The organism is Roseateles sp. PN1, assembly GCF_038419725.1.
GTDB lineage: Bacteria > Pseudomonadota > Gammaproteobacteria > Burkholderiales > Burkholderiaceae_C > Paucibacter_A.
Window position 1 is genome coordinate 34,183 of sequence record NZ_JBCARA010000007.1, and the last position, 15,641, is coordinate 49,823.

Sequence of the window (15,641 nt, forward strand, 5' to 3'; positions counted from 1 at the left end):
TGGCCGAGGCTGACGCCGCAACTTGGGGGGAATGCCGGGGCTGGCGCGCTCACATAATCCCGCCGCCGGTCATGCCGGCGACTAAGCCGACGAGGCTTGGCCAAGTCTCGACAAAATTTTTGATGGAATAAGCGGGGGATCCCATGACGCAAAACAAAACAGCAGTTTCTCAACTGAGCTTCGGCGCCTTGGCCGTGACCTTGGCCGCGCTGGTATCGCCGGCACAGGCTGGGGTGGTAGTGGGTTGGGATTTCGAGAACGCGGCCATTGGTCAGATCAGCGGCATCGATGCTTCCACGACCTCAGCGGGTGTGAGCAATGCAAAGTTCAACACCGGCAATAACGGTGTGGAAAACTTCGGCGCCATCCAAGACAAGGTGTCGGTGACGCGCTTCTTCAATAGCACCAACAACACGCCTTCGCTGACCTTCACCTTGGCCAACGCGATGGATGATCTGTCCATCTCATTCGCACACATCCACAATCACAACGGCGGCTTCCCGACTTCGCCGCAGTACAAGTTTGCCGTGCAGATCAATAGCGGCAATGGCTGGACGAACCTGGCTTCTGACTTGATCGCGTCGAACGCAAGCAGCGGGTCCACGATGAGCTTTGACCTGACTTCCGGCTTGGCTGCGGGCACCCATTCGCTGCGTTGGATCGGCTACGGTTACCGGTCGGGCGACAACTCCGGTTCCGAGTTCTTCGCATTGAACAATGTGGCCCTGAGCAACCATGTGCCTGAGCCGGCTTCTTTGGCTCTGGTGGGCTTGGCTTTGGCGGGCATGGCTGCAGCGCGTCGACGCAAGCAGGCCTGATCCCGGCAGCGGCGCCTGTCGGCGCGGGGAAATCCAGCAGTAGGAATCGGGCCCGGCTTTTGCCTAGCGCAAAGGCCGGTTTCGCCGGACGCGTTATCGTTCAGGCTTGGCCGCGCGTTTGTTGATGAGCGCGCGGCTCCCGCATTCCAATTCGAGACATACGACATGCTGCTTTCCGACGACCACCGCGCCATTCAGGACGCGATCCGTGCCTATGTGCAAGCCGAAATCGCCCCCAAGGCGGCTGAGTGGGACAAGAACCATCATTTCCCTGCCGCCGAGCTCAAGGGCCTGGCCGAGCTGGGCTGCTACGGCGTGGCCGTGCCCACCGAGTACGACGGCGCCGGCCTGGACTATCTGGCGCTGAGCATCATCTTGGAAGAAATTGGCGCGGGTGACGGGGCCACGTCCACCGTGGTCAGCGTCAACAACTGCCCGGTCTGCTCCATCTTGATGGCCTTCGCCAACGAGGCGCAGAAGCAGCAATTCCTCAAGCCCTTGGCCCGCGGCGAGATGCTGGGTGCTTTTTGCCTGACCGAGCCGCATGTGGGCTCCGAGGCCGGTGGCCTCAAAACCAGCGCGGTGCGTGAGGGCGACGAGTACGTGCTCAACGGCGTCAAGCAATTCATCACCAGCGGCAAGAACGGCGATGTCGCCATCGTCATGGCCGTGACCGACAAGGCTGCGGGCAAGAAGGGCATCAGCGCCTTCATCGTGCCCACCAACACGCCCGGCTATGTTGTGGCCCGCGTCGAGGAAAAAATGGGCCAGCACGCCAGCGACACGGCGCAGATCTTGTTCGACAACTGCCGCATTCCGGCCAGCTATTTGCTGGGCGCGGAAGGCCAGGGCTTGAAGATCGCGCTGTCGGGCCTGGAGGGCGGGCGCATCGGCATCGCCTCGCAGGCGGTGGGCATGGCGCGCGCCGCGTTTGAGGCCGCGCTGAAATACAGCAAGGACCGCGTCACCTTCGGCCAGCCCATCTTCAACCACCAGGCGGTGCAGTTCAAGCTGGCCGATATGGCCACGCAGATCGAGGCCGCGCGCCAGCTGATCTGGCACGCCGCTGCGCTGAAAGATGCCGGCCAGCCTTGCCTGAAGGAAGCGGCCATGGCCAAGCTCTTTGCCACCGAAATGGCCGAGCGCGTCTGCTCAGATGCGATTCAGGTGCATGGCGGCTATGGCTATTTGAGTGACTTCCCGGTCGAGCGCATCTACCGCGATGTGCGGGTTTGCCAGATCTACGAAGGCACATCCGAGGTGCAGAAGATCTTGATCGGCCGCGCGCTGGCTTGATCGCTTCGGGGCTTGGTGCTTCGGATTTGTTAGACGGGGCGGTGTGCAGCGCCGCCCCTCGGTCGGGGCAAACCCGGAGATGGTGAAAATTCCGGTCATGACTTGCGCTTATAGGTCTAAAACCTAGGCGCGACGTGCGAACATCGCTCAGCCTTTGAACAGCATGAGCGCACCCGTGCCCGACACCCCCGTCATCCCCGTCCTCCCACCTTCGACAGACAAACCCACCCAGCGCCGCCGGCGCGGCGCGGCGCAAGATGAGCTGCGCGAGCAGATCCGCCTGGCGGTCAAAACGCAGCACAACCAAGGCGGCTACGGGGCGGTGACCATGCGCGGCGTGGCCCAGGCGGTGGGGATTTCAGCGATGTCGCTGTACCGCTATTTCCCGAATAAGTCGGCCATGTTGGAAAGCATCTGGGCGGAGGCCTTGGAGGCTTCTTTGCAGAGCGCCATCCAGGGCAGCGCTGCGGCCAGCGAGCCTTGGGCGCGCCTGCGGCAGCTCTACGAGGCTTATGCGAATTTCTGGCTGACCCATCCCGACGACTTCAAGCTGGTGTTCGACCCCTGCAATGAGGTGTCCGACAATTTTCTGGCCAGTGGCCCGGCCGCAGGTTTCAGGCATCAGTACGAATCGATGATTGATACCTGCCTGGGCGAAGGCATCGGCCTGGCCCAACGCCAGCAATGTCACGACTTGTGCCGGCTCAAGATCGTCGGCTTCTTGTTCACCACCGTGGGTCTGGCGACCAAACCGGCCACGCCTGTGGCCGCGCTGCTACAGCTCACCTTGGACGATATTGAGCAGCAATTGATGCGCATCAAGAACGGCCGCTGAGCCTCGGCCGCCGGGCATTCTGCTTGTCTGAAAATACGACAAATGCCTCGGGTTAACCCGATAAATATACGTGTAGCGTACAGGTTACTCTAAGACTGAGGCAGCCAGAAGAGCTGATCTTTGGGTCGAGGGGGAGTTTTTCCATGCGCGCCAATTTTCCCGTTACTGAGCGGGAGTACGTCCTGCCTGAGCAGGTCACTCTGATGTCCACCACGGACCCCCAAGGTCGCATCCGCTATGCCAATGCGGCATTTGTGGAGGCCAGTGGTTTCAGCCGTGAAGAGCTGATCGGTCAGCCCCACAATCTGGTGCGCCACCCGGATATGCCGGAAGAGGCTTTTGCCGATATGTGGGCCACGCTCAAGTCCGGCCACAGCTGGAGTGCGTTGGTGAAGAACCGGCGCAAAGATGGCGACTATTACTGGGTGCGCGCCAATGCCACAGTGCTGCAGCGCGAGGGCCAGATCGTCGGCTTTGTGTCGGTGCGCACCAAGCCTGAAGCCGAAGAGGTACGGGCCGCCGAAGCCCTCTATGCCCGCATGCGTGCCGGGCGCAATACCGGCTGGCGCATGCGCCACGGCTTGCTATTGCGGCAAGGACTTTGGGCCTGGACCTCGGCCCTGCGTTTGCTGTCAGCCCGCGCTCGTTTGCGCGGCGCCTTTGGTGTGCAGATCTTGGCCCTGGGTGCCCTGGCCTATGCCTGTGGTCTCAGCCCCCAGTCTTGGCTGGTTTTCGTTGGCGCCGCGGCCTTGTTGGCATGGAGCGCTTGCGCCTGGCTGGAGTTGCAACTGAGCCGCCCCTTGCAGCGCTTGCTTGAGCAAGCCCGTGCCTTGGCCGCCGGTCAAAGCGCAGCCGGCGCCAGGTTTGAGCGCGTCGATGAAATTGGCTTGATTCAGCAGGCAATCAATCAGTCGGGGCTCAATCTGCGCTCTTTGGTGGACGACGTTGCCGAGCAGTTGGGCAGTTTGCAAGCCGCCAGTGGGTCGATCCGTAGCGGCCACAGCGAGCTCAACGCCCGCACCGAGCAGACGGCGGCCAATTTGCAGCAGACCGCTGCGGCCATGGAAGAAATGACGGCCACCGTTCAGCAAAATGCCGAGTCGGCCCAGCGCGCCACCGAATTGGCCCAAACCACCCGGCATGCAGCAGCCGCCGGCGGCGGTTTGATGCAGCAAGTGGTGCAGACCATGGGAGAAATCCACGGCGCCAGCAGCAAGATCAGTGACATTGTGGCCTTGATCGACAGCCTGGCGTTTCAGACCAATATCCTGGCGCTGAATGCCGCGGTCGAAGCGGCACGCGCCGGCCATCAGGGCCGAGGCTTTGCGGTGGTGGCGGCCGAGGTGCGCGCCCTGGCTCAGCGCAGCGCGCAGGCCGCGCAACAAATCAAACAGCAATTGGCGCACAGCAGCAGCACGGTGACGCAAGGCCATCAGCTGGTGGGGCAGGCGGCGGAATCCATCGGCCATATCGTCGAGCAGGTGCACCGGGTCGGCGAGTTGATCGACGGCATTAGCGCCGCCACGCGGGATCAGAGCGAGGGCATCGGCCAGGTCAATCTGGCCGTCAACCAGCTCGATCGCATGACGCAGCAGAACGCCGGCTTGGTCGTTCAAGGCAGTACTTCGGCGCTGCATTTGACTCAGCTGGCCAAACGTTTGCTGGAAGCGATTGCGCTCTACCGCGATGACGCAGCGCCCAGCCACGGGGAGCGCCAAGCGCGCGCTTTGCGTCCGCCCGGGGCCTCACCCACGTCGTCGCCATTGCTTGCCCACGGCCCCAACTAAAGTGTCTCAAGTCAATTCATTCAAGCTCGGTCTCTTGCTTCCCCTCAGCGGGGTCGCATCGATTTATGGCCAAGAGATCCTGCGTGCCGTCAGCTTGGCGGTGGCTCAAGTCAATGCTGCAGGCGGCGTGGCAGGGCGGTCCCTGGAGTTGCTGGCTCAGGATGACGGCAGCCAGCCGGCCACCGCCGTTGCCGCAGCCCTGACGCTGATTGATGTGCAGGGCTGCCGCGCCCTGATCGGGCCGCTGCTGTCCAATGCCCGGCATGCGGTGGTGGGCGAGGTGATGGCCATGCGCGGCCTGCCCATGCTCAATTTCTCCTGCCAGGAAGGCAGCATCCGCGAACATGGTTTCTTCAGCTTTGCGGCCCTGCCCAATCAGCAGATCGAGCCTTTGATGCGGGAGCTCGTGCAGCGCTTTGGCCCCAAGGTCTTTTTCGCCGGCAGCAATTACGAATGGCCGCGCGGCTCCATCGAGGCGGCGCGCCGCGCGCTGGCGCTGCACGGCGGCGAATCGGTGGGCGAGCAATACCTGCCGCTGGGCCTGACGGCGCGCGAGTTGCCGGCCTTGATGGAGGCCTTGCGCTACTCGGGCGCCGATGTCTTCGTGCCTTTCTTTGCCGGGCGCGATCAGATCCAGGTGCTGCAGGCCTTTGCCCACGCCGGCTTGAAGGCACGCATGGCGGTGGTCAGCTGCCAGTTCGACGAAGTCATGGCCAGCCAGTTGAAGCCGGAAGAGCGCGAGGGCGTCTACTCCTGCAACACCTACTTCATGAGCCTGAGCAACCCCGAGAACCAGGACATGCTGGCGCAGCTGCGCCAATGGCCGGGCGTGAGCGGGCTGTGGCCGCATGGCGATGGGCTGATCAGCAACTTCGGCGCCGGTGCCTATCTCTGCGTGATGGCTTTGGCGCAAGCGGCGGCGGCATGCCAAAGCTGGGAGACCACCAACCTGATCGCTGCGCTCAAGCAGGTGGACCTGCTGGCGCCTCAGGGCCGGGTGCGCATGGACCCGGCGAGCCAGCATGTCAGCGTGGACATCTATCTGAGCTGCTGCGAGGCGCAAGGCGACTTCCGCATCATCGATCACTTCCCCGCGCAGGCGCCCAATGCGCCGGCCCGCTACACCTTGCCGCCACCGCCTTTGGCCGAGTTGCAAGCCCCAGCGCCGCAGTGGCATGCAGAGCCTGGCGCCTCCGGCCTGCCCATGCCGGAAGCGCCTCGGCCAGAGACGCTCAAAAGTGCCGAGCATGTTGAGCGCACCGAACGTGCTGAATTGATGGCCTTTGCCGACACCCCCATCGTCGCCACCGATGGTCAGGGCTGGATCCGGCGCGCCAACTTCAGTGCGGCCGAGCTGTTCGGCTACAGCGTTGAGGAGATGCACAGCCTGTCCGTGCACAGCTTGCTGCCGCCGCATTTGCGGGAGCGGCATGTGATGTTGTTCCAGCGCTTTCTGGACGGTGATGAGCAGCTGCGCCGCATGTCCGGGCGTGGCGACATCGTGGGTTATCGCAAGGATGGCAGCTTCTTCCCGCTTGAGGCCTCGATTGCTAAGTTCCGCCAGGATGATGGCTGGTCACTGGTCGTCACCCTGCGGGACATCAGCGAGCGCAAACAGGCCGAGGCTCAGCTGCTGTGGCGGGCCACGCACGACGACTTAACCCGCTTGCCCAACCGCGCCTTGTTCACCGAGCGTTTGCAGAACGCGCTGGAGCGCTCGCGCCGCCTCGATTTGAGCGTGGCCGTGCTCTTCATCGATCTGGACGGCTTCAAGCTCATCAACGACAGCCACGGCCACGAAGCGGGCGATCTCTTGCTGAAGGAAGTGGCGCGGCGATTGGGCAGCTGCGTGCGCCCTGGCGACACGGTGGCGCGCTTGGCGGGCGATGAGTTCGTGGTGCTGTGCGAACAGCTGCAGCAGCCCGAGAGCATTTCCATCTTGGCCGAGCGCATCAATGTGGCGCTGCGTCAGCCCGTGCATCTGGATGGCATCACGGTGCGTGTGTCCGCCAGCATCGGTGTGGCCGTTGGCCATGGCATGACGCATGCGGCGCAAGAGATTTTGCAAGGCGCGGATATGGCCATGTACGCCGCCAAAGAGCGCGGCCGCGACGGCTGGCGCTTTTTCAACGAAGGCTTGCAGGCCCAGGCCCGTGACCGCATGTGCATCAGCCAGGGCCTGCCCCTGGCGTTGGCGCGTCATGAGATGAAGGTGGTGTTCCAGCCGATTGTGGATGCCATGCAGGGCCAGGTCATCGGCAGCGAGCTGCTGCTGCGCTGGCACCCGCCGGCCGGCCCCGTGCCGCCGGACCGATTCATTCCCTTGGCCGAAGCCAGTGGCGCCATCGTGCCCATCGGCCTGTGGGTGTTCCGTCAGGCCTGCCTGGCCGAGCAGCGCTGGCGCGGCCGCTGGGGGCAGGGCGCGCCTCATGTGTCCGTCAATGTGTCGGCGCGCCAACTGGATGCGCCTGGCTTTGTGGCCCAGCTGCAAGCCGAGTTGGCGCAAACCGGGGCTGAGCCCGGGCGCATGATTCTGGAGCTGACCGAGTCGGCGCTGATGTCCGATATGGACGAGATTGTGGAAAAGCTGCGCGCCCTGGCCGCCCTGGGCTTGCGCATCGCGGTGGACGACTTCGGCACCGGCTACTCCTGCCTCTCACGGCTGACCCGGCTGCCGGTGAGTATTCTCAAAATTGATCGCAGCTTCATTGCCAACGTCCCCGACAAAACCGAGGACATGGCGGTGGCACGCGCCGTGGTCGGCTTGGGCAAGTCCCTGGGCCTGACCTTGGTGGCTGAGGGCGTGGAGACGGACATCCAGGCCGAAGAAATGCGCAAACTCGGTTGCCATATGCTGCAGGGCTATTTGTGCGGCAAGCCGGTCGATGAAGCTGATTTCATGCGGCGAGTGGATGAGGATGCACGAGCCGAGCGGCCCAAGCGTCTGGCCAAGGCCGAGCGGACTGGCGCCGAGCAGGCGCTGGAAGCGGCCATCTGTTGCTTATGCTTGAAGCCGGTTGAGGCTTGAGCCGTGAACGCTGATCCCAAAGGCTTTGCCATCAAAGCCTTGGCTGCTGCGCATCAGCCCGCAGCTAGTCCCGGCCAGCTCTTACCGCCCTAACCCTCATTTCGGTGGACCATCCGGCAAAGCCCTGCTGCGGCGCGGCGTGATTTCGGCTAAGGTCAGGGAATGATCATCGAGCCTCCCTTCCCCGAACGCGCCGGCGCAGTGGCGCCGCGCAATCCTGTGCACTTCTATTTCGATTTCTCCTCGCCGTATTCCTATATCGCTTCGGAGTGGATTGAGGCCGTGGCCGCCCGAAATGGCCGGCCGGTGCAGTGGCATGCCATTTTGCTGGGCGTGACCTTTCAGGCCGCTGAGTTGAAGCCGCCCGTGGCTTATCCGCTCAAGCGCGACTATGTGCTGCGGGACTTTGCCCGCTCGGCCCAGTTTGCCGGCCTGCCCTACAAGCAGCCGAGCGCATTTCCGATCGCCAGCCAGAATGCTGCGCGGGTGTTCTGGTGGCTGCAGGCGCAAGACCCTGCGCGCGCCGTGGCTTGGGCCAGAGCCGGCTTGCGGGCTTACTTCACCCGGGATGTGGCGCTCAATGACGAGGCGCAATTGAAGGCATTGGCGGCTGAGTGCGGGTTGGACCCGGAGGCAGCGCAGGCGGCTTGGCAGGATCCGCAGTGGAAGGAGCGGCTAAAAAACGAGAACCAAGCGGCCATCGCTGCGGGCGTTTTTGGCGCGCCCTTTTTCATCATCGACGGCGAAGGTTTCTGGGGCAATGACCGCCAGGCCCAGATCGAACGCTGGCTCAGCAGCGGCCCGTTCAGAGGCTTGGTTTAAGGCTTTCCGGGCTTGCGCTTTCGGCGGCCTCCGCGCTGCTCAGCTCGCGCAGGCAGCCCAGGCATAGGCAGCGCGTGTATTGCTCGCTCAAGCGCTGCCGCAGGGCCGGGCTGAGTTGCAAGTCAAAGCAGTCGCAGCGCGTGTCTTGTGCGCCGCAGTGGAAGCCGGCGCCGCAGCGCGGGCAGCAGTCTGAGTTGGCGGCAACATCCGGCGGCGTCACGCGAACAAACCCTGGTGTTGCTGGCGCAGCAGATTCTTTTGCACCTTGCCCATGGCATTGCGCGGCAACTCGCTCAGCACAAACACCTGCTTGGGCACTTTGAAGTTGGCGATCTGCCGCTTCAGGGTGGCGATCAAGGCCTCGCCGTCCAGCGTGGCCTCAGGGCGGGCGACCACGGCCGCGACCACCGCCTCGCCAAAATCGGGGTGCGGCACCCCGACCACGGCGGATTCGAGCACGCCTTCCATTTCGTTGAGATAACTCTCAATTTCAGCGGGGTAGACGTTGTAACCGCCGCTGATGATCAGGTCCTTGGCGCGACCGACGATGCTCAGATAGTTGTTGCTGTCCAGGCGGCCCACATCGCCGGTCTTGAACCAGCCATCGGGCGTGAACTCTTGCTGGGTCTTCTCAGGCATGCGCCAGTAGCCTGAAAAAACATTCGGGCCGCGCACCTCGATATGGCCGATCTCGTCCGTTGCGCAGGGCTGGCCATCGTCCTTGTGCACCCGCAGGCTCACGCCGGGCAGGGCGGGGCCGACGGTGCCGCCGATGCGCTCGCCGTCGAGCCCGCGGCAGGGGTTGGAGCTGAGCATCAAGGTCTCGCTCATGCCGTAGCGTTCCAGAATGGTGTGGCCACTGCGCGCCTCCCATTCTTCAAAGGTTTCCAGCAGCAGCGGTGCCGATCCGCTGATGAAAAGCCGCATCGTTGCGCAGGCCTGCGGCGTCAGCGCGGCCTCGGCCAACATGCGCACATACAGGGTCGGCACGCCCATGAAGACCGTCGCTTCACTGAACTTGGCGATGACGGCGCGCGGCTCGAACTTGGCGAACCAGATCATCTTGCTGCCGTTCAGCAGCGCGCCATGCGAGGCGACGAAGAGGCCGTGCACATGAAAAATCGGCAGGGCGTGGATCAGCACATCGCCTGCCTTCCAGTCCCACAAATCCTTGAGCGTCAGCGCATTGCTGAGCAGATTGCCGTGGCTGAGCATGGCGCCCTTGCTGCGCCCTGTTGTGCCGCTGGTGTAGAGAATGGCGGCCAGATCATCGGCCTGCTTGTCGGCCGGCTCATGCTGATCGCTCATGCTGGCCGCTCGGTCCAGCAAGCTGCCGCTGCGGTCATCGTTGAGGGTGAACACATACTGCGTGCCGGCCTGGAAGGCCAGCTTGGAAACCCAGCCGAAATGCGCGCCCGCGCACACCAGCAAGGCAGGCTCGGCATCGCGGATGAAGTAGTCCAGCTCGGCGGCCTGGTAGGCCTGGTTCAGCGGCAAGTAGACGAAGCCGGCGCGCAGCACGGCCAGGTAAAGCATCAGCGCCTCGACGCTTTTCTCGGTGTGGGCGGCGATGCGGCTGCCGGCGGGCAGGTCCAGCGAGAGCAGTAAATTGGCCAGCATGGCCGTGCCACGCTCCAGATCGCGCCAGCTGTAGCGCAGCGGGCCGCCGTCGCTGGCGATTTGATCCGCGCATTCGATCGCGATGGCGTCAAGGTCGGTGGGGAATGCGTCGCGCAGGGCGGTAAAGAGGTTGGCGTGGCTCATCGGCGCATTGTCGCCAAAGCTGAGGGTACGCGAACGGGTTTTCCCCGCATCTTGTACCCACTGTTACAGGCGGCGCGGCTGCTACATTGTGGCGGCCCCATTGCCGAGGAATTCGCTTGCCCGCCTCCCAGCTTCCGCTTGATCTTGACGCCGTGCTGCGCCTGGCGGCGCAAGCCATGTTCCAGGCCCTGGAAAGCACGGTGCAGGGCATGATGGTGCTGGACGCCGAGCACCGCATCGTCTGGATCAGCGAGGGCTACAAACGCTTTTTGCCGGCGCTGGGCTTTGGCGGTGAGAACGAGTTCATCGGCCGCCGCGTTGAAGACGTGGTGCCCAACACCTTGCTGCCACAGGTGATTGACAGCGGCCAACCCATCTTGATCGATTTGCTCACCAACAAGGCCGGCAGTTTTCTGGTCAGCCGCCTGCCGCTGCGCAATGATGCGGGCGAGGTGATTGGGGCGGTGGGCTTGGTGCTGCTGGATCACCCCGAGGCCACCATGCAGCCCTTGATGGCCAAGCTGAGCCAGTTGCAGCAGCAACTCAGCGAGGCGCGCCGCCAGCTCGCCGATCAGCATGGCCGCAGCAGCCGCCGGCCCAAGCACACGATTGCCAGCTTTGTGGGCAGCAGCCCGGCCGCGATGGAGGTCAAGCGCCAGGCCCGCCGTGTGGCGCTGAGCGACGCCACCGTGCTGCTGCTGGGCGAAACGGGCACCGGCAAGGAACTGTTGGCTCATGCCATCCACGCCGCTTCGCGCCGCGCCGACAAACCCCTGGTCAGCGTCAATATCGCTGCCGTGCCCGACACGCTGCTGGAGGCCGAGTTTTTCGGCGTGGCCCCGGGCGCCTACACCGGTGCCGACCGCAAGGGGCGAGACGGCAAGTTCAAGCTGGCCGACGGCGGCACGCTGTTCCTGGATGAGATCGGCGATATGCCGCTGGCCTTGCAGAGCAAGCTGCTGCGCGTATTGCAGGAGCAAGAGCTGGAGCCCTTGGGCAGCAATACAGTGGTTCAGGTGGATGTGCGGGTGATTGCCGCGACCAGCCGCGATCTGGCCGCCATGGTGGCGGCCGGGCAATTCCGGGCCGACTTGTATTACCGGCTCAGCGTGGTGCCCATCCAGGTGCCGGCGCTGCGGGAGCGGGTGCAGGACATCGAGGTTTTGGTCGACGCCCTGGGTGAAGACATTGCCCAGCGCAGCCGCCTGCCGCATAAATTGCTGAGCCCTTGTGCGCTGCATTGGTTGGCTGCCCAGCCTTGGCCCGGCAATATCCGCGAGTTGCGCAATGCGCTGGAGCAGGTCAGCCTGATGAGCGATGAGATGGAGCTGACGGCGCCATGTTTTGCTCGCCATGTGGGCGGGCTGAGGCCGGCGGCGGAAATCGCGACGCGAAGTGGGGCACTTGGCTCGGCCCAAAGCCCCGCATTCAGCGCGGCGCAAAGCCCGGCGGATGATGTGGCGGAAGGTGCTGCACCGCCAGCGCCTGAAAGCGAGGCCTTGCGCCCGCTGCCCGAATTGATCGAGCGGGTGGAGCGCGCCGCCATCGGCCAGGCCTTGCGCTTGTCGGCGGGCAATCGCATGGCGGCGGCCCGCTTGCTGCAGATCTCGCGGGCCTCGCTTTACGAGCGCCTGGCTCGCTGGCCGGAACTCGGCTGATGGCCTTGGCCTGAAAGTCGAGGCGCATTCTGGTCGCTCCGGCCAGGAATAACGCGCAAAGCCCCTGCTGTTCGTGCATTGATGCGCTTGCTATGGCGCTGGGCCTCGGCCATAGTCAGAGCAGATAGTTGCGCCTGAGTCTGTGGAGTCATGGTCGACAGCGCACCAAGGAGACGAGCTGATGGGATCGATGCTTGTGGCGACACGCTTGCGCGTGGCGGTGGTGCTGGCGGTAGTGGGTTTCTTGCTGCTGGTGTTCTTGCTGTCAGAGCGCGAAGCGCGCAGCCTGATGAGCATCAAGATGATCACCACGGTGGAGCAAGTCAAACAGGCCGAGAAGATCGCCAGCGGCTATCTCGACAAGTCCAAAGCCGGCGCGATGAGCGAGGCGGAAGCCAAGGCCGCCGCAGCCGCTGAGATCGGCAAGATTCGCTACTCCGGCAGTGAGTACATCTGGATCAACGACATGACCCCACGCATGGTCATGCACCCGATCAAGCCCGATCTCAATGGCAAGGACTTGAACGAGAACAAAGATCCCAAGGGCAAGCCGCTGTTTGTGGAGTTCGTCAAAGTGGTCAAGGCCAGTGGCTCCGGCTATGTGGACTATCTCTGGCCCAAACCCGGCGCCACGGAACCCGTCGGTAAGCGCAGTTATGTGCAGGGCTTCGCGCCTTGGGGCTGGGTGATTGGCTCGGGCGTTTACGTGGATGATGTGGATGCGGTGGCCCGCAGCGATGCCTCGGTCGGCTGGCTGCTCGCCTTGATCGGCGGCGCTGTGGCCTTGATCACCGTGGAGGTCTTTGTTCGTAATCTGCGCCGCCGCCTGGGTGCCATGCAGCAGGTCATGCAGGCGGTGGCTGAAGGGGATTTGCGCGGCGAGATCCATGTGGGTCAGCGCGACGAAATTGGCCTGGTGATGGAGCAAGTGGTGGCCATGCAGCAGCGCCTGGGTGAGTTGGTGCTGGCGATTCGCGGGGCGACGGATTCCATGGGCCATGCTTCCAGCGAGGTGGCGCTAGGCAGCCAAGACTTGTCCATGCGCACCGAGCAGGCGGCATCGAGCTTGCAGCAGACCGCAGCGGCCATGCAGGGCCTGACCGAGCAGGTGCAGCACACTGCCCAAGCGGCGCGCCAGACCAACCAGCTAGCCGACAGCGCCGCCGACCGGGCCCGTGCGGGCGCGGCGGTGATGAGCGAGGTGGTGGGCACCATGGAAGGCATCTCGGCAGCCAGCCGCAAGATCTCGGACATCATTGCGGTGATCGACGGCGTGGCCTTCCAAACCAATATCCTGGCGCTCAATGCCGCCGTGGAAGCCGCCCGCGCTGGCGAGCAGGGGCGTGGCTTTGCGGTGGTGGCGTCGGAGGTGCGCACGCTGGCGCAGCGCTCCGCTCAAGCGGCCAAGGAGATCAAGACCCTGATTCTGGATTCGGTCGAGCGCGTCAATGCCGGCACTCAGCAAGTCAGCCGTGCCGGTGCCTCGATGGACGAGATCTTGAGTGCGGTGCAGCGCGTCACCACCACGGTCAACGAGATCACGCAAGCGAGTGCCGGCCAATCCGACGGCATTGGCCAGATCAATCAGGCCGTGACCCAGCTCGACAGCATGACGCAGCAGAACGCCGCGCTGGTGGAGCAGACCGCGGCGGCGGCGGAATCCTTGAAGCAGCAAGCGCAAGGGCTTAACGACACGGTGTCGGTGTTCCGGACCCGGGGCTGAGCTGCCGGGCCGCTATTGCCGCTCGGCCGCCCGGCCTATCCGGCGCAAAGGGGTTGGTGGCGGAAATTCAGACTGTGTCTGAAAAATAGACAAGCGATGACGCCGCCTGTCTAATTTTCAGACGATCTGAGCGTGTCGCGCTGGCTGGGGATGCGCACGGTGCCCCAATCCAAAGGCGTGGCCTCGCAGATCAAATGTCCCGGCCTGAATGCTCAGGCGCCTGCATTCCAGGCTTGAATCGGGGTGCCTCGGCTCAATCGTGCGCCAGCTGTTGCTCAGCGGCCAAACCCACCTATGCGCGCTTCGAGTGCATGGCCTCAGTGTTTGCACCAGGGTGGGGATTTCCGGCACGCGGCTTGCATCAATAGGCTCACAGTGCCTGCGCCGCTTGGTGTGAACTCGGTTTGAAAGGCACGCAAGCATGTATGTACGCCCGATTGAACCAGGAGACACCCCGCATGAAGACGTTCAAGACGCAGATGATGTTGGCGACCACCCCGCAGCCTAGCCCCGCCTTGCAGCGCCCCGCAGCGCGCCGTCGTGGCTACTGCCTGCTGATGCTCGCCGCACTGACCGGTGCGGGCGGCTTGAGCGGCGTGGCCATGGCGCAGGGCGCAGCCGCCAAGGGTGAAGTCCGCATCGCCCACGTTTACAGCAAGACGGGTCCGCTGGAAGCCTACGGCAAGCAAACCCAGACCGGCTTCATGATGGGCTTGGACTACGCCACCGGCGGCAGCATGATGGTGGCCGGCAAGAAGATTGTGGTGATCGAGAAGGACGACCAAGGCAAGCCCGATATCGGCAAGAGCCAACTCGCTACCGCCTACGGTGACGACAAGGCCGACCTCGCCGTGGGCCCCTCGTCCTCCGGCGTAGCGCTGGCGCTCTTGCCGGTGGCGGAGGAGTACAAAAAGATCTTGCTGGTGGAGCCGGCCGTGGCAGATTCCATCACCGGCGATAAGTGGAACAAATACATCTTCCGCACTGGCCGCAACTCCAGCCAAGATGCGATTGCCAATGCGGTGGCGCTGGACAAAGCCGGCGTCAGCATCGCCACCCTGGCGCAAGACTATGCCTTTGGCCGCGACGGCGTGAAGGCTTTCAAGGACGCGGTCAAGAAGGCCAAGATCGTTCATGAAGAGTATTTGCCCGTCAGCACCACCGACTTCACCGCCGGTGCGCAGCGCCTGATCGACAAGCTCAAAGATCAGCCCGGCCGCAAGATCATTTTTGTGATCTGGGCCGGCGCCGGCAACCCCTTCAAGATTGCCGATTTGGACTTGAAACGCTACGGCATCGAGATCGCCACCGGCGGCAATATCTTGCCCGCCATGGCCGCGTACAAGCAGTTCCCTGGTATGGAAGGTGCCAGTTACTACTACTTCGGCATGCCCAAGAATCCGGTCAATGAATGGCTGGTGGCCAACCACTACAAGCAGTTCAAAGCACCGCCCGATTTCTTCACCGCCGGCGGCATGAGTGCCGCGATTGCGGTGGTGGAGGCTTTGAAGAAGACAGCCGGCGAGACCGGCACGAACAAGCTGATCAAGGCGATGGAGGGGATGTCGTTTGAAACGCCCAAGGGCAAGATGACGTTCCGCCCGGAAGACCATCAGGCGATGCAGGCTATGTATCACTTCAAGATCAAGGTGGATCCGGCGTTTGCGTGGGGTGTTCCAGAGTTGGTGAGAGAGATCAAGCCAGAAGAGATGGCGGTGCCGATTCGGAATAAGCGTTGAGTTGGTTTGCTCTTGTCGTCTGTGCTGTTTGAGTTGCAAGGTTAGCTAGAGCGCTGAATCCTCGGCTACTGCGCGGCCCTTGGCCGTCGTTGCGGGACCTCCCCCAGATCCTCACGTAGCGCTGCTACGTTCCGGTCTGCGGGTCCCCCCGCGCCTAGCCCAAGAACCGCT

At 63.6% G+C, this 15,641-nt stretch carries 10 protein-coding genes and 3 pseudogenes; 11 read left to right on the plus strand and 2 right to left on the minus strand.

What is annotated here, in order from left to right:
* The first annotated feature begins 143 nt into the window (after positions 1-143).
* The 8 genes and pseudogenes from AABB87_RS12355 (at position 144) to AABB87_RS12380 (ending at position 8,586) form a co-directional block, all read left to right on the plus strand.
* On the plus strand, positions 144-818 hold the full coding sequence (locus AABB87_RS12355; RefSeq protein WP_341971534.1) for a PEP-CTERM sorting domain-containing protein: 675 nt from the start codon (positions 144-146) through the stop codon (positions 816-818).
* Between the two features lie 165 nt (positions 819-983).
* Positions 984-2,114 (plus strand): acyl-CoA dehydrogenase family protein, encoded by a 1,131-nt coding sequence (locus tag AABB87_RS12360; RefSeq protein ID WP_341971535.1) that lies wholly within the window; start codon positions 984-986, stop codon positions 2,112-2,114.
* 163 nt (positions 2,115-2,277) lie between these two features.
* Positions 2,278-2,949 carry a TetR/AcrR family transcriptional regulator gene (locus tag AABB87_RS12365; RefSeq protein WP_341971536.1) on the plus strand — a complete coding sequence of 224 codons (672 nt, stop codon included), beginning with the start codon at positions 2,278-2,280 and terminating at the stop codon, positions 2,947-2,949.
* Between the two features lie 143 nt (positions 2,950-3,092).
* Positions 3,093-4,736: a methyl-accepting chemotaxis protein gene (locus AABB87_RS12370; protein ID WP_341971537.1), complete on the plus strand. Its 1,644-nt coding sequence runs from the start codon at positions 3,093-3,095 to the stop codon at positions 4,734-4,736.
* Positions 4,636-6,357, plus strand: a pseudogene (locus AABB87_RS23075) (ABC transporter substrate-binding protein); the annotation flags it as partial. The gene AABB87_RS12370 and the pseudogene AABB87_RS23075, both read left to right, overlap by 101 nt.
* A gap of 75 nt (positions 6,358-6,432) precedes the next feature.
* A pseudogene (locus tag AABB87_RS23080) lies at positions 6,433-6,795 on the plus strand (diguanylate cyclase domain-containing protein); the annotation flags it as partial.
* A gap of 132 nt (positions 6,796-6,927) precedes the next feature.
* Positions 6,928-7,764: pseudogene (locus AABB87_RS23085) on the plus strand (putative bifunctional diguanylate cyclase/phosphodiesterase); the annotation flags it as partial.
* A gap of 162 nt (positions 7,765-7,926) precedes the next feature.
* The gene (locus AABB87_RS12380; protein WP_341971539.1) at positions 7,927-8,586 is read left to right on the plus strand and encodes a 2-hydroxychromene-2-carboxylate isomerase; all 660 of its coding nucleotides are present in this window, start codon (positions 7,927-7,929) and stop codon (positions 8,584-8,586) included.
* Here the strand turns inward: AABB87_RS12380 and AABB87_RS12385 are convergent.
* Together AABB87_RS12385 and AABB87_RS12390 are read right to left on the minus strand one after the other, a co-directional pair.
* Entirely contained in the window at positions 8,570-8,806 is a 237-nt protein-coding gene (locus AABB87_RS12385; RefSeq protein ID WP_341971540.1) for a cysteine-rich CWC family protein, read from the minus strand. The genes AABB87_RS12380 and AABB87_RS12385 overlap by 17 nt on opposite strands.
* Positions 8,803-10,350, minus strand: coding sequence for a malonate--CoA ligase (locus AABB87_RS12390; RefSeq protein WP_341971541.1), 1,548 nt, complete (start codon positions 10,348-10,350; stop codon positions 8,803-8,805). Before AABB87_RS12390 ends, AABB87_RS12385 begins: the two co-directional genes overlap by 4 nt.
* A 176-nt stretch (positions 10,351-10,526) precedes the next feature.
* Here AABB87_RS12390 and AABB87_RS12395 point away from each other — a divergent pair, with 176 nt between their 5' ends.
* The 3 genes from AABB87_RS12395 to AABB87_RS12405 all read left to right on the plus strand — a co-directional run bounded on the left by AABB87_RS12395 (position 10,527) and on the right by AABB87_RS12405 (position 15,470).
* Complete coding sequence (locus AABB87_RS12395) at positions 10,527-12,008, plus strand: sigma-54 interaction domain-containing protein (RefSeq protein WP_341971689.1); 1,482 nt, start codon at positions 10,527-10,529, stop codon at positions 12,006-12,008.
* 181 nt (positions 12,009-12,189) lie between these two features.
* On the plus strand, positions 12,190-13,731 hold the full coding sequence (locus tag AABB87_RS12400) for a methyl-accepting chemotaxis protein (protein ID WP_341971542.1): 1,542 nt from the start codon (positions 12,190-12,192) through the stop codon (positions 13,729-13,731).
* A gap of 602 nt (positions 13,732-14,333) precedes the next feature.
* Positions 14,334-15,470 carry a substrate-binding domain-containing protein gene (locus AABB87_RS12405; RefSeq protein WP_341971690.1) on the plus strand — a complete coding sequence of 379 codons (1,137 nt, stop codon included), beginning with the start codon at positions 14,334-14,336 and terminating at the stop codon, positions 15,468-15,470.
* The last annotated feature ends 171 nt before the right edge of the window (positions 15,471-15,641 follow it).

Coding starts and splice junctions, on each gene's coding strand:
- AABB87_RS12355 (WP_341971534.1), top strand. CDS start 144: ATGACGCAAAACAAAACAGCAGTTTCTCAACTGAGCTTCGGCGCCTTG.
- AABB87_RS12360 (WP_341971535.1), top strand. CDS start 984: ATGCTGCTTTCCGACGACCACCGCGCCATTCAGGACGCGATCCGTGCC.
- AABB87_RS12365 (WP_341971536.1), top strand. CDS start 2,278: ATGAGCGCACCCGTGCCCGACACCCCCGTCATCCCCGTCCTCCCACCT.
- AABB87_RS12370 (WP_341971537.1), top strand. CDS start 3,093: ATGCGCGCCAATTTTCCCGTTACTGAGCGGGAGTACGTCCTGCCTGAG.
- AABB87_RS12380 (WP_341971539.1), top strand. CDS start 7,927: ATGATCATCGAGCCTCCCTTCCCCGAACGCGCCGGCGCAGTGGCGCCG.
- AABB87_RS12390 (WP_341971541.1), bottom strand. CDS start 10,350: ATGAGCCACGCCAACCTCTTTACCGCCCTGCGCGACGCATTCCCCACC.
- AABB87_RS12395 (WP_341971689.1), top strand. CDS start 10,527: ATGTTCCAGGCCCTGGAAAGCACGGTGCAGGGCATGATGGTGCTGGAC.
- AABB87_RS12400 (WP_341971542.1), top strand. CDS start 12,190: ATGGGATCGATGCTTGTGGCGACACGCTTGCGCGTGGCGGTGGTGCTG.
- AABB87_RS12405 (WP_341971690.1), top strand. CDS start 14,334: ATGGCGCAGGGCGCAGCCGCCAAGGGTGAAGTCCGCATCGCCCACGTT.